This is a genomic window from Roseateles sp. (assembly GCF_047654785.1).
Lineage (GTDB): Bacteria > Pseudomonadota > Gammaproteobacteria > Burkholderiales > Burkholderiaceae_C > Pelomonas.
This window is the reverse complement of sequence record NZ_JASGKQ010000003.1, coordinates 754,579-768,647: the sequence shown is the minus strand read 5'-3', so window position 1 is coordinate 768,647 and position 14,069 is coordinate 754,579. Positions and strand designations below refer to the sequence as shown.

Genomic DNA, 14,069 nt, shown 5'->3' with positions numbered 1-14,069 from the left:
GCCCCGCCTGGTCATCCGATTGGTGCAAGACACTCCCCCCAACGCTCTGAAACAGTGAAATGCGCCCCGCCCTCCGGTCGGCCGCACACCTTGACGGCCCACGGGCCGGCCCGCCGGGCCAGCGCCGGAGCCCGGCGGTTCCCTGCTGGCTCACCGCGCCCCATGCGCCCGTTTCGACGGGATCGTGTCCACCTCGAAAGACCTGCTGACGATAGAAGAGCTTCCGCGCCCAAAGGCCTGGAACAAGTCCGATTTCCGGTACTTGTTTGGATCACTGGCGATGCAGGGGACGGACCGGTCCCGTCCTGGACCGCCCGGGCTCCGCGGCCCGCTGTATGCCGCAGATGCAGGCGCCGTCGCGCCCCGCCTGGGCAGCGCTCAAACGCCGCTGAACAAGCAGTCCAGCGCCGCGACGACCGTGCGCTCCTCGGCCGCCAGGCGGGCCACCTCCGCGCCCAGGGCGGCCAGCGGAACGGCCGCCATGAACTGCGTGGCCATGGCGTGAGGTTCGCCGTCGATCATGAACACGGGGTTGAGCTGGCGCGCCGGCTTGAACCGGCCCGTCGGCAGCAGCGGCACGACGACGCGGGTGTTCAGGTGCGCCAGCAGGTCCGCCTGGACATCGAGCAAACAGCCCTCGCCGTCCCGGTTCCGGTAGACGTGGAACCGGGCCACGTTCAGAAGTTCCGGTGGCGGGCCAGCGGCAGGCCGTGCGCTTCGACGTAGGCGTTCGAGCCGTCGAGCGCGTCGCGGTTCTCGGCGAGCCAGGCCTCCTGCCTGCGCCGGCTCACCGCCGCGGCAATGCCCATCTCGGCGGCCTGGGACAGGTTGACGCCCAGGCTTTGCGCCTCCGCCACCAGGCCGGCCGCCAGCGTCAGGTTGGTCGATCGGCGCTGCGCCGCCGCGCTGCGGCCGGCGCGCGGGGCGGGCGCATCCATCGGGCGGGCAAGGGCGGCGGGCATGGCGGTTCGGTCCTGGTTTCAGCCCATCGGGCGGGGATGGCGGCCGCGCCAATATAGCAGCCGGCGGGTGCCACATGCGCATACTGGATGCGCATGAATCCGCGCACGGCGCCTCATCCGCCCAGCGGCCGCAGCAGCTCGGCCACGTCGTCCTCGGTGAACAGCGGCTGCCCGCGCGCCGCCGCGCCGTGCAGCAGGCCCTGCGCCAGCGCCGCCTTGCGGGCCTGCAGCGCCTGCATGCGCTCCTCGATGGTGCCCTCGGCCACCAGCTTGTAGACCATCACGCGCCGCGTCTGGCCGATGCGGTGGGCGCGCGCCGTGGCCTGCTCCTCGACGGCCGGGTTCCACCAGGGGTCGTAGTGGATGACCGTGTCGGCCTGCGGCAGGTTCAGCCCGGTGCCGCCGGCCTTCAGGCTGATCAGGAACAGCGGCACCGCGCCGCCCGTGAACTGCTCGATCGCCGCCTCGCGGTGCCGGGTCTGGCCGGTCAGCTTGGTCCAGGCCAGGCCGGCGGCCTGCAGCTCGGCCTCGATCAGCGTCAACATGCTGGTGAACTGCGAGAACAGCAGCACCCGCCGCCCCTCGGCCAGCAGCGGCGGCAGCAGTTCCATCAGCAGCCCCAGCTTGGCCGAGCCGCGCACTGCGGCTGCGGCCGGCAGGCCCTTGACCAGGCGCGGGTCGCAGCAGACCTGGCGCAGCTTCAGCAGCGCGTCCAGCACCTGGATCTGCGAGCGCGCCAGGCCGCGCTCGGCCAGCGCGTCGCGCACGGCCTTCTCGGTGGCCAGGCGGATGGTCTCGTACAGGTCGGCCTGCGCGCCCTCCAGCGTCACCGGTAGCAGGCTTTCGCTGCGCGGCGGCAGCTCGGCGGCCACGGCGTCCTTGGTCCGGCGCAGCATGAACGGGGTCACGCGGCGGCGCAGGCGCGCCAGCGGCTCGGCCTGGCCCTGCTTCTCGATCGGCGTGCGGAACAGCGTCTTGAAGCGCGCCTGGCTGCCCAGGAAGCCCGGCATCAGGAAATGGAACAGGCTCCACAGCTCGCCCAGGTGGTTCTCCACCGGCGTGCCGGACAGCGCGATGCGCTGGCGCGCGTCCAGCGCCGCGACCACCTGCGCCGCCTGCGTGCTGGCGTTCTTCACGTGCTGGGCCTCGTCCAGCACCACCACGTGCCAGCGCTGCGCCAGCCAGCGCTGGCGGTCGCGCTGCAGCAGCGAGTAGGGGGCGATCAGCAGGTCGCAGCCGTCGGCGAAGCCGCCGTCGTGGCGGGCCGCGCCGTGCCAGACGCGGGTGCGCAGCTGCGGCGTGAAGCGGGCGGCCTCGCGCCGCCAGTTGCCCAGCAGGCTGACGGGCGCGACCACCAGGCAGGGCGCGTCCAGCCGCCCGGCCTGCTGCTCGCACAGCAGGTGGGCCAGGGTCTGCAGCGTCTTGCCCAGGCCCATGTCGTCGGCCAGCACGCCGCCCAGGCCCTGCGCGCGCAGGAACTGCAGCCAGTCCAGCCCGCGGCGCTGGTAGGGGCGCAGCTCGGCCCCGAGACCGGCCGGCGGCGCCACCTCGGGCAACCGGCCGTCGACGAGCCGGCCCAGCAGCTCGCGCAGCCGCGCGCCGCCGGCCCACTGGGCGCCCTCGCCCAGCGAGGCCCCCAGCCGCAGCGCCTCCACGCGCGACAGGCGCAGCGCGTCGGCGTCCAGCTCGCGGTCACCCACCAGCTCCAGCAGCGCCTGCAGCCAGGGCCGCAGCGGCGCGGCGGGCAGGCGCAGCCAGCGGCCGTCGGGCTGCTCGCGCCACAGCCAGTCGGGCAGTTGCGCCGTGCCGTCCGGGCCGGTCTGCAGCTGCGCGAGCAGGCCGGGCAGCCAGGGCAGCACGTTGTGGCGCACGCCGTCGATCTCCAGGCCCAGCGACAGGTCGAACCAGGGCGACACCGTGCCCTCGCCCTCGCCCTCCCCGTCGGCGCCGCCCTCGCCCGCCGCCGCGACGGCGACCGCCACCGGCCCGGCGGTCCGCACCAGGTCCGCCAGCTCGTCGGCGGCGTCGATCTCGAACCCGGCCTGGCGCAGCGGCTGCCAGTCCGCCGCGGCCCAGTCCAGCCAGGCGGCGGTGCCGGCGCGCCAGCCCTGCGCCGCGTCCGGCGCCAGGCCCAGCGCGGCCAGCCGGTCGCGCGCGGCGTCCTCGGCGGCCAGGTCGCGCGTCAGCAGCACGCGGCGGCCGCCGTGCCGCACCAGGTGGCGGCGCTCGCGCTGCGGCCAGGCGCCGCGCAGCCCGGCGTAGTCGAACAACAGCCGGGCGTCGAGCAGGCCGTCGTCATGGCGGCGCGCCGGGGGCCGCAGCGCCAGTTGCAGCCGGGCGACGGGCGGCGCCTCGGGCCACGGCTGCGGCGGCTCGACGGTGGGCGGCAGCGGCAGGCCGGCCAGCCGCTCGAGCAGCGGCGACGCGGGGTCCGCGAACGCGGCGGCCGGCATCGGCGGCGCCGCCAGCAGCAGCGCCAGCCGGCCGTCGTCCAGGCCCGGCGCCTGCAGCGGGCCGCATTCGCCGGCGGCCGGGTCCAGGTAGAGCGCGGGCGGCCCGGCGTAGGCGCGCGCGCCCGACGCCCCGTTGGCCAGCACGGGCCGGAGCTGCCACAGCGGCCCGCCGGCCGAAGCGGCGGCATCGGCCTCGCGCCACAGCCAGTCCAGGCCGCGCGCGGCGCCCCAGCGCAGCGGGGCGCTGGCGATCGCGCCGCTCGCGTCGGCGAGGAACAGCCGGCCGGTGCCGGCACAGAGCTGCAAGGCCAGCACGCCGGCCGGGCCGCGCAGCATGCCGCTGTGCGAGGACTGGCCGTAGTGCCCCTCGGCCAGCACCCGGATCAGCCGCACGCATTCGCGGTCGTCGCCGACGCTGAGGCGGTATTCGCCGTCATAGCCCGGCGACCGGGGCCGGGACCAGCCGCCGCGCTTGAGCGGGCGCGCCCAGGCCCAGCCCAGCGCGAGCTGCGGCGGCTCGCCGCGCCCGGCGGGCGCGTCGCGCAGCAGGTAGACGGGCTGGTCGCCGAACGGGTCGCGCGGCCTGGGGGCATCGGCGAAACGCTCCAGCCAGCGCGCCAGGCCGTTCGCGTGGACGCGGGCCTGCGTGGCCTCCCGGACGGGCGCATCGGCCTGGGGCCGGGTCAAGGCCAGCGCCAGCGCCTGGGCCATCACCTGCGCCTGGGCCTGCGTGGACATCGGCACGGCGGAGATCGCGGCCGGCCGGCCGAGGCTGAGCGTCAGCGCCACCGCATGCTTGCAGTCCACGCCCACCGGGCAGCTGCAGTCGCCCTCGAAGGTACGCACCTGGCCGTCGTCCGTGACCTGGACGACGGCGCTGGTCTCGTAGGGCCGGGGCGCACCGCCCTGCACCTCGCCGTGCAGGTGCCAGCGGCCCGGGCCCAGCGGCTCCATGCCCGGCGACAGCACCCGCCCGCCGTGGTGCAGGGCCTGGCCGCGCGCGAAGGTGGCCGGCAGGACGTGCAGGCGCAGGGTGTCGGGCAGCAGGGGCAGCATGGATAGGCGGCGGCAGGGCCGGGCGTGGCGGGGCCGGCATTGTCGGCGGGCCTGCCTGCGACAATGGCCGCCCATGGACTATCCGGGCAATCTCTTCGTCGTGGCCGCGCCGAGCGGCACGGGCAAATCCAGCCTCGTGAAGGCGCTGCTGGAGCTGGACGCCCGGCTCGCCGTGTCCGTCTCGCACACCTCGCGCGCGCCGCGCGGGCAGGAGCAGCATGGCCGCGAGTACTGGTTCGTCGCCGCGGAGGAGTTCCGCACGATGGCCGGCCGCGGCGAATTCTTCGAGTGGGCCGAGGTGCACGGCAACCTGTACGGCACCTCGCGCGCCGGCATCGAGAGCCGGCTGCGCGGCGGCGAGGACGTGGTGCTGGAGATCGACTACCAGGGCGCGCTGCAGATCAAGCAGCTGTTCGCGCACGCGGTGCTGATCTTCATCCTGCCGCCCAGCTGGGACGAGCTGCGCCTGCGCCTGAACCGCCGCGGCGACACCGAGCCCGAGGTCATCGCCCGGCGCATGGCGGCCGCGCGCGTCGAGGTGGCTCAGGCGTCGAAGTTCGATTTCGTCGTCGTCAACGCGGTGTTCGACACGGCCGTCTTCGACCTGAAAGCCATCGTCCACGCGCAGCGGCTAAAATACGCGGCTCAGCGCCGCAACCGCTCGGCGGTCTTCCAGGCGCTCGATCTGCCCTGATCGCCCCGACATCCTCTAGGAACACCATGGCCCGCATCACCGTCGAAGACTGCCTGACCAAGATCCCCAACCGCTTCCAGCTGGTGCTGGCCGCCACCTACCGCGCCCGCATGCTGAGCCAGGGCCACAGCGCCAAGATCGAAAGCAAGAACAAGCCCGGCGTGACCGCGCTGCGCGAGATCGCCGCCGGCGAGGTCGGCGTGGAGATGCTGCGCAAGGTGCCGGTCTAAACACCGCCCTGCCCCGACCCGTACACGGGCGCCTTCGGGCGCCCGTGTGCATTTGGGCTTCGCGGGCCGAGCGCCGGGCCGCCCCAAGCCGGCCCGCAGGCGATGTGCGAGCGGGGCAGCCCCCGCGAGCATCGCCGCCCCCTCGGGGGGCCGGCCAAGGTACGCCTTGGACGGGGGGCCCCACACCTTCGGATAAATTCGGGCCCCTATGGTCCAACGCTCCCTCACCGCCTGGTTCACGCTGCCTGGCCTGCGCCAGCCCAGCCCCCCCACGCCGGCCGAGGCAGCCTCGTTCGACGCGCTGGCCCCGAAGCTGGGCTACCTCAGCAAGGCCGAGATCAAGCGGGTGCGCGACGCCTACCGCTTCGCCGACGAGGCCCACCTGGGCCAGAAGCGCGCCACCGGCGAGCCCTACATCACCCACCCCATCGCCGTGGCCGGCATCTGCGCCGAGTGGCGGCTGGACGCCCAGGCGCTGATGGCCGCGCTGATGCACGACGTGGTGGAGGACTGCGGCATCTCCAAGGCCGAGCTGATCGAGAAGTTCGACGCCACCACCGCCGACCTGGTGGACGGCCTGACCAAGCTGGACAAGCTGCAGTTCTCCACGAAGGAGGAGTCGCAGGCCGAGTCCTTCCGCAAGATGCTGCTGGCGATGGCGCGCGACCTGCGCGTCATCCTGATCAAGCTCGCCGACCGGCTGCACAACATGCGCACCATGGGCGCGATGGCGCCGCACAAGGCGCGCCGCATCGCCCGCGAGACCTTCGACATCTACGCCCCGATCGCGCACCGGCTGGGCCTGAACCAGACCTTCCGCGAACTGCAGGACCTGTCCTTCCAGTACTTCCACCCCTGGCGCCACGCGGCGCTGTCCAAGGCGGTGGCCAAGGCGCGCGGCAACCGGCGCGACCTGGTGTCGCGCATCGAGGGCGAGATCCGCGCGGCGTTCGCCAAGGCCGGCCTGCGCGTGCAGGTGCAGGGGCGCGAGAAGACCGTGCACTCCATCTACAAGAAGATGCGCGAGAAGGGGCTGATGAGCTTCGCCCAGGTCAGCGACATCTTCGGCTTCCGCATCCTCACCGAGGCGCCGCTGCAGTGCTACACGGCGCTGGGCGTGCTGCACCAGCTCTACAAGCCGCAGGCCGGCCGCTTCAAGGACTACATCGCCAACCCCAAGGACAACGGCTACCAGTCGCTGCACACCACGCTGATGGGGCCGCTGGGCACGCCGCTGGAGTGCCAGGTGCGCACCGAGGGCATGCACCAGATCGCCGAGCAGGGCGTGGCCGCGCACTGGATCTACAAGAGCCGCAGCAAGCAGGCCTCGGCGCTGGTGGCGCAGCAGGCCAATGCGCGCTGGCTGCAGAGCCTGATTGACATCCAGGACGAGACGCGCGACGCCAACGAGTTCCTGGAGCACGTCAAGATCGACCTGTTCCCGGACTCCATCTACGTCTTCACGCCCAAGTCCAAGATCATGGCGCTGCCCAAGGGCGCGACGCCGGTGGACTTCGCCTACGCCATCCACTCCGACGTCGGCGACCACTGCGTGGCCGCGCAGGTCAACGGCGAGGCCGTGCCGCTGCGCGCGGAGCTCAAGAGCGGCGACATCGTCGAGATCGTCACCGCCCCCGGCGCCAGCCCCAACCCGGCGTGGCTGGCCTTCGTGCGCACCGGCCGGGCGCGCTCCAAGATCCGCCACTACCTGCGCGACCTGGAGCAGGAGGAATCGCACGAGCTGGGCGAGAAGATGCTGGCCCAGGCCATGCGCCTGGAGGGCCTGGGCCTGCCCAGCCTGGAGGACGACGACGGCCCCGCCGCGCTGATCTGGCAGGAGCTGGCCACCTGGGCCGGCAGCGCGGGCGCGGACCAGCTGCTCGTGGACATCGGCGCCGGCCGCAAGATCGCCGCCATCATCGCCAAGAAGCTCGCGCGGCTGATGGCCGAGCAGGGCCAGAAGCCCGACGCGCTGGCGCTGACGCTGGGCCGCTTCACGGCCACGCCGGTGGACCGCGGCAGCGTCACCATCGACGGCAGCGAGGGCGCCTCGGTGCAGCTGGCCGGCTGCTGCCGGCCCATCCCGGGCGACGAGGTGCGCGGCTACCTGGGGCGCGGCGAGGGCCTGGTCGTGCACACCTGCGACTGCCAGGTCGGCCGGCGGCTGTTCCAGCGCGACAGCGAGCACTGGATCCAGGTCGAATGGGCCGACGAGCTGACGCGCAGCTTCGAGGCCGGCATCACGCTGCTGCTCGCCAACGGCAAGGGCGTGCTGGCGCAGGTGGCGCAGGCGGTGGCGCAGGCCGAGGCCGACATCACCCACATCGCCATGGGCGACGAGGCGGCGCTGCGCGAGACGGCGGAGATGAGCCTGCTGATCGCCGTGCGCGACCGCCAGCACCTGGCGGACGTGCTGCGCGTGCTGCGCCGCGCCCCGGCGGTCCAGCGCGTCTGGCGCAACAAGGCCTGAGCGCCGCCGCCTGCCCGCCAAGCCAATCACGGGCTTGAGTGTTTCCGTTCGTGGCTGCGGGTTAACCAGTGTTTCCGGCCCCGGTATCGCGTTTGCAGATAGCAAAACGCTCAAAACGAATTTCTCGCGTTTTCACCGCCTGCGTAAGGTCCGCTCCAGCGCCCGCGACGGAGTGACCTGACGCGCTCTCCGCCGCACCAGCGAGCCCCCTGCCTGCCGCAGGACGGGCTGCGGTCAGGGCTTCGCCCTTTCCACAACAACGATGGCCGCCCCAGCGGGCCGGCTCGCGGAGACCTCTCGTGACCCCTTCCAGCAAACCCGCGCTGCGGCGTGACCACATCGGCGCCGCCGCCGCCCTCGCCCTGGCCCTCCTCGCGCACGAGGCCGCCCAAGCCCAGCAGGCGCAAGCCGCGGCCGCGCCGGGCGCCGCCGCGTCGGCGCCCGCAGCCGGCAAGCCCGCCGCAGCGGCCCCGGCGGCCCAGGCCAAGGCGCCGGTCAACGAACTGGAGACCGTGCTGGTCGTCGGCACGCGGCAGTCGCAGCAGTCCGCGATCAACCGCAAGAAGCATGCGGCCACCGCGCAGGACTCCATCGTCGCCGAGGACGTGGGCGCCTTCCCCGACCGCAACATCGGCGAGGCCATCTCGCGCATCGCCGGCGTGGCGCTGGACCGGGGCGACTACGGCGAGGGCGTGAGCGTGTCCGTGCGCGGCAACGGCGCGGAGCTGACCCGCGTGGAGCTGGACGGCATGGGCGTCAGCTCCGGCGCCGGCACCAACCTGCTGGGCCGGGGCGCGGAAGGCGGCGACGGCCGCGGCACCGAGTTCCGCGAGCTGTCGTCCGACCTGATCAAGAGCGTGGACGTGGTCAAGGGCTCGACCGCGGCGATGACGGAAGGCTCGCTGGGCGGCGGCATCATCATCCAGACCCGCACCGGCCTGGACTTCGACAAGCCCTACTACTCGCTGCGCGCCGCCGCCACGCAAAGCTCGCTGAACAAGAAGACCACGCCCAACTACAACGCGGTGCTGGCCGACAAGTTCCTGGACAAGCGCCTGGGCGTCATCGCCAACCTGAACTACTCGCGCTACCAGAACGAGATGCACTCCATCTCGCAGGGCGGCGGCTCCAACGTGCAGGGCCTGGTGCGCCAGGCGGACTTCGACAACTCGCCCGAGAAGACCTTCACCCACAACCCGGCCACGCTGTGGGGCGACACGATCGACAAGCCGCTGCTGGCCTCGCCGCTGACGGGCGGCGGCTTTTTCAACGCCGCCACGCCGAGGGATCTGCTGACCAAGTCGGCCGCCGCCCAGACCAAGAACGACTGCTTCATCGCCTTCCCCGACCTGACCGGCGACCAGACCGCCGCCATCAACGGCAGCACCGCCCGCACCGCCGCCTACACGCAGCGCCAGAACGAGCAGCTGACCTGCCTGAACCAGTGGAACGACTATGCGCCGTCGCACAGCGCGGGCTTCCGCTACAACCTGCGCAAGCAGGACGACGAGCGCAAGGGCGGCGACATCCGGCTGGACTTCAAGGTCAGCGACAAGCTGACCGTCTACGGCAAGTACAGCCTGGCCAGGCGCCACGTGGACGACACGGTGGGCTTCCTCGGCGTCGGCAGCGCGGTGCTGGTGAACCCGGCCGGCAGCTTTGTCGACGACGTCGCCGCCAAGACGCGCACGCTGAACCCGGCGCAGTCCGCCGTCGCGTCGCTGCTGCCCGGCAGCTATTCCTGGCGGGCCGCGAACGCGCCGCTGGTGCAGGGCACCACCACCAATGTGCTGCCCGGCTACACGGTGGACGCCAACCACCACCTGACGAGCTACTCGACCAACAACGGCTTCTACACCACCGACACCATCTTCAGCACCATCGACACCGACTCCAAGACCCTGGTCCTCGGCGGCGAGTACATCGACGGCCGGCTGAAGGCGCAGTTCATGGGCGGCTCCGGCAAGTCCAGCGCGCAGCGCTACGACCGCCGGGCTTCGTTCGGCTACAACTACGGCGTCGGCAACTTCGCCATCCAGCCCAACGGCTTCTGGGCGTTCAACCTGCCCGACGGCAGCCAGAACGACCAGCTCAACTACCCGGCCTACGCGACGCTGAACCCGGCGGTCCAGTCCGCCCGCTTCGCGCCCTCGGCCGTCAACCCGGTCGAGGTGCCGGCCTACACGGCCGCGCAGCGCGCGCAGTACACCAACAACACGCTGCTGCAGGTGATCCGCTCCTTCGACTCGGAGAACACCGAGAAGACCGGCAAGCTGGACCTGGCCTACAACCTCGTCGACAAGCTGCCCTTCCTGACCGCGCTGAAGGGCGGCCTGAACTACCGCAGCACCGGCGGCGACTTCTACACCGGCGCCGGCGGCACCCTCAAGGAGCCCATCGGCACCTACGGCCAGGCCGGTTTCGTGCCCGGCGTCTACATGCCGCAGGTGAACACGCGCTGGAACGTCATCGGCTGCGAGAACACGCCCGGCTCGCTGGCCGCGGGCGGCCAGCCCTGTGCGCAGAACGGCTACGTGCCCAACAACCAGCGCAACAGCGGCATCGGCGGCGTCGTCGCCGGCACCACGACGCTGACGCGCGCCCAGTACGAGGAGCTGGTGCGCCAGACCCTCACGCTGCCGCCGGCCGGCCAGTTCTACGCCGGCGCCAAGGACCGCCCGGCCTCGCTGCTGAACGGCTGGCACCAGATCGACATCGACAAGCTGTTCGCGCTGGCCGGCGTGCCGGTGCGGCTGGACTGCTTCCGCAGCTGCACGGCCAGCGACGGCCAGGTCTACGACATGCCGGTCTCGCGCTTCAGCGAGAAGTCGCAGGCCGCCTACCTGATGACGGACTTCGACATCGACCGCCTGCCCTTCACCGGCCGCGCCCTGCCCTTCGGCATCGAGCTGAGCGGCAACGTCGGCGTGCGCGTCGTCAAGACCGACGTGGCGGGCACCGGCTCGATGACCTTCCGCTCCATCCGCAAGACCGGCAGCTTCGACAACGACGACCCGACCAACCCGGCCGGCTTCGTGATGAGCACGCTGACCCAGAACACCTCCATCCAGGACAGCAACACCGACGTGCTGCCCTCGCTGAACCTGGCGCTGTGGCCCGTGCCGGACAAGCTGGTGCTGCGCTACTCGGTGGGCAAGACGGTCGCGCGGCCGGGCGTGTCCAAGCTGCTGCCCGCGGGCACCTGCACGGTCAGCCAGATCATCGAGGAAGACCCCGCCAACGACCCGGACGATCCCAGCGACCAGGGCTGCTCGGGCACCTTCGGCAACCCCGCGCTCAAGCCGCAGACCAACGTCAACCACAACCTGTCGCTGGAGTGGTTCCCCAACCGCGACACGATGTTCTCGCTGGCCTACTACCGCCAGCGCGGCCTGATCGGCGCGCCCACGCTGAGCGTGAACCACCCGAACTCCAAGGTGTTCGCGGGCAGCGACGCCATCGACCCGGCCACCGGCCAGCCGCTGTCCGACGTGGAGTTCAGCTTCAACCGCTGGGAGAACCAGCCCGCGTCCACGCGCCGGGGCTTCGAGTTCGGCATGAAGTCGGCCTTCACCTTCCTGCCGTCCTTCCTGCGCTACACCGGCTTCGACGCCAACTTCACCAAGGCCAAGTCCACCCAGACGCTGCCCACGCTGGACCTGATCAGCGGCGACGTGCTGCCGGTGCAGGGCGAGCCCAAGTACTCGTACAACGCCTCGCTGTGGTATGACGACGGCGCCTTCCAGGCCCGCATCGCCGCGCAGGTGGTGGCGCAGCGCTACACCGGCTTCTCGCCCGTGCTCGGCACCAGCGGCCTGGGGGTGAACAACTACCCCGGCTTCGGCGTGCCCAACTGGCGCCTGCCGTACAACCCGGGCGCGCCCATCTTCAGCAACCGCACGGCCTTCGTCGACGCCAAGGTCTCCTACCGCTTCAAGAACGGCCTGGAAATCTTCGCCGACGTGCGCAACCTGACCGGCGAGCGCACCATGAGCAGCACCGGCGGCTACCAGGACTACGCGGACGGCATTCCCAACATCTACGGCGACAACTACAACGGCCGCCGCTACATGGTGGGCTTCACGCTGCGCAGCCCGCGCTGAGCCGGGAGGCCAGGCGCCCATGGCCGGCACCGCCCGCCCCAGCCCGCCGAGGCGCCGGCCGGCGCGGGCCGGCCTGCCGCCGATGCTGATGCTGGCGCTGGCGGCCCACGCCGCCAGCGCCGAGGCCGGCCCGGCCCGGACGCTGGGCGCGGTCCAGGTCACCGGCCGGCGCAGCGACGGCGCGGACCCATCCCTCGTCACCGCCGCCAGGAGCCGGCTGCTGTCGCGCCGGGACGCCTCGTCCTGCGCCTTCATGCGCGGCCACTCGGCCGCCGACGACGAGGCCACGCTGGCCTATCTGCGCGACTTCGGCCTGCTGGACAGCCCGTCCCACGAGGCCGAGCGCTTCAGCGACCTCGGCCCCGACGGCGATGCGAAGACGGCCGCGGTCGGCAGCGGCATCGAGCGCCTGGACGCCCAGGGCCCCGAGCCCATGCCGCCCGCGGCCGGCTGCGCGGCCGGCGACCGCCGCTTCGCCGCCGGCCGCCACTGGATCGCGCGCAAGGACAGATCGCTGCAGCAGGCCTTCAAGGCCTACGAGGCCGGCGACTTCGACACGGCCCGCGCCAGGTTCGAGCAGGGCTGGGACAAGCTCGGCGACGAGGAAGCCGCGCTGATGCTGGGCCGCCTGCACCTGCTGGGCCTGGGCACGCCGGCCAGCACGCCCCGGGCCATCGCGTGGCTGCGCGAGGTCGTGGACGCGCGCTACGACCCGGTCGCCGACCGGCTGCGCTTCGACCCGCAGCAGCCCGGCCGCGTCAACGCCCGCGTCGAGGCCGCGCTGCTGCTGGCGCGCATCCACCTGGCCGGCCTGGGCACCCGGCGCGACCCGGCCGCGGCCCGTGCGTGGTCGATCCGGGCGCTGGACTACGGCTTCGTGCCCGCCGGCACGCTGCTGGGCCAGGCCCACCTCAGCGGCCTCGGCGCGCCGCCCGACGCCCGCCGCGCGCTGGCCTACCTGCAGGCCGCCGGCGAGGCGGGCGACGCCAACGCGCTCTACCTGCTGGGCCGGCTCTACCACCACCAGATGCCCCGGCAGCCCGAGGGCATCGCGCTGGACCTGCAGCGCGCCGGCGCCTACTACGGCGCCGCCGCCCGGACCGGCCACCTGGACGCCACCTACGCCGCCGCCCGCATGCTGGACCTGGGCGAGGGCCTGCCCGCCCCCGCGCCCGAGCGCGCCGTGGTGCTCTACAAGGCGGCGGCGGTCCAGGGGCATGCCGACGCGCAGAACGCGCTGGCGACCTTTTTCTACCGCGGCGAGGGCGTGCCGCAGGACCTGGCCACCGCGCGCCGGCTGTTCCAGGCCGCCGCCGGGCGGCGCCAGCCGGAGGCGATGTTCAACCTGGCCGTCATGCTGGCCAAGGGCGAAGGCGGCGACACCGACCTGGCGGCGGCCTACGCCTGGTGCCGCCTCGGCCAGGCGCTGGGCCATCCGCAGGCGGCCGCGGCGCTGCCCGCGATCGCCGCCCGGCTCAGCCCCGAACAGCGCGCCCGTGCGGACGCCCTGCTCCACCCGCCCGTCAAGCCGGCGGCGCCGGGTAGCTGACCTCGACGACCTCGATGCGCTCCACGCCCACCGGCGTGACCAGCTGCAGCTCGTCCCCCACGCGCGCCCTCAGCAGCGTGCGGGCGATGGGCGAGACCCAGCTCACCTCGCCGGCCAGGCTGTCCGCCTCGTCGATGCCCTTGATGGTGATCGTCCGCTCCTCGCCCCGGGCGTTCGCGTAGGTCACCGTCGCGCCGAAGAAGACCTGCTCGGCCCCGTGGTGCACGCTCGGGTCCACCACCTCGGCGATGTCCAGCCGCTTGGTCAGGAAGCGCAGCCGGCGGTCGATCTCGCGCAGCCGCTTCTTGCCGTAGAGGTAGTCGCCGTTCTCCGAGCGGTCGCCGTTCTTGGCCGCCCACGACACGGTCTCGACCATCCGCGGCCGCTCCACGTCGATGAGCTGCATGAACTCCGCGCGCAGCCGCGCATGGCCGGCCGGCGTCATGTAGTTGCGCGTGCCGGCCGGCAGCGCGGGCAGCGCCGGGCCGTCGCCGTCGTCATCGTCGGCGCCGTCGGATTCCTTGGTGAAGGCCTTGCTCATCGCGCCATTAT

9 protein-coding genes are annotated in these 14,069 nt (G+C 72.8%); 5 read left to right on the top strand and 4 right to left on the bottom strand.

The window, feature by feature from the left end; translation table 11 throughout:
• Positions 1-378: 378 nt before the first annotated feature.
• The 3 genes from QM788_RS12590 to QM788_RS12580 form a co-directional block, all read right to left on the bottom strand.
• Positions 379-675 carry a CcdB family protein gene (locus QM788_RS12590; protein WP_415661821.1) on the bottom strand — a complete coding sequence of 99 codons (297 nt, stop codon included), beginning with the start codon at positions 673-675 and terminating at the stop codon, positions 379-381.
• Positions 676-677: 2 nt separating this feature from the next.
• Entirely contained in the window at positions 678-962 is a 285-nt protein-coding gene (locus QM788_RS12585) for a type II toxin-antitoxin system CcdA family antitoxin (protein WP_415661820.1), read from the bottom strand.
• A 113-nt stretch (positions 963-1,075) separates the two neighbouring features.
• Positions 1,076-4,471 (bottom strand): SNF2-related protein, encoded by a 3,396-nt coding sequence (locus tag QM788_RS12580; RefSeq protein ID WP_415661819.1) that lies wholly within the window; start codon positions 4,469-4,471, stop codon positions 1,076-1,078.
• A 73-nt stretch (positions 4,472-4,544) separates the two neighbouring features.
• Here QM788_RS12580 and gmk point away from each other — a divergent pair, with 73 nt between their 5' ends.
• From gmk to QM788_RS12555, 5 genes are all read left to right on the top strand, one after another.
• Positions 4,545-5,165 carry a guanylate kinase gene (gmk, locus tag QM788_RS12575; protein WP_415661818.1) on the top strand — a complete coding sequence of 207 codons (621 nt, stop codon included), beginning with the start codon at positions 4,545-4,547 and terminating at the stop codon, positions 5,163-5,165.
• Positions 5,166-5,191: 26 nt separating this feature from the next.
• Positions 5,192-5,395: a DNA-directed RNA polymerase subunit omega gene (rpoZ, locus tag QM788_RS12570; protein WP_415661817.1), complete on the top strand. Its 204-nt coding sequence runs from the start codon at positions 5,192-5,194 to the stop codon at positions 5,393-5,395.
• 208 nt (positions 5,396-5,603) lie between these two features.
• The gene (locus QM788_RS12565; RefSeq protein ID WP_415661816.1) at positions 5,604-7,865 is read left to right on the top strand and encodes a RelA/SpoT family protein; all 2,262 of its coding nucleotides are present in this window, start codon (positions 5,604-5,606) and stop codon (positions 7,863-7,865) included.
• 299 nt (positions 7,866-8,164) lie between these two features.
• Positions 8,165-11,968 (top strand): TonB-dependent receptor, encoded by a 3,804-nt coding sequence (locus QM788_RS12560; RefSeq protein WP_415661815.1) that lies wholly within the window; start codon positions 8,165-8,167, stop codon positions 11,966-11,968.
• Positions 11,969-11,987: 19 nt separating this feature from the next.
• A complete protein-coding gene (locus QM788_RS12555) occupies positions 11,988-13,517 on the top strand; it encodes a tetratricopeptide repeat protein (RefSeq protein WP_415661814.1) in 1,530 nt (509 codons plus the stop codon).
• Here QM788_RS12555 and greB read toward each other — a convergent pair.
• Entirely contained in the window at positions 13,492-14,058 is a 567-nt protein-coding gene (greB, locus tag QM788_RS12550; protein ID WP_415661813.1) for a transcription elongation factor GreB, read from the bottom strand. The two genes, QM788_RS12555 and greB, sit on opposite strands and share 26 nt — an antisense overlap.
• Positions 14,059-14,069 lie beyond the last annotated feature (11 nt).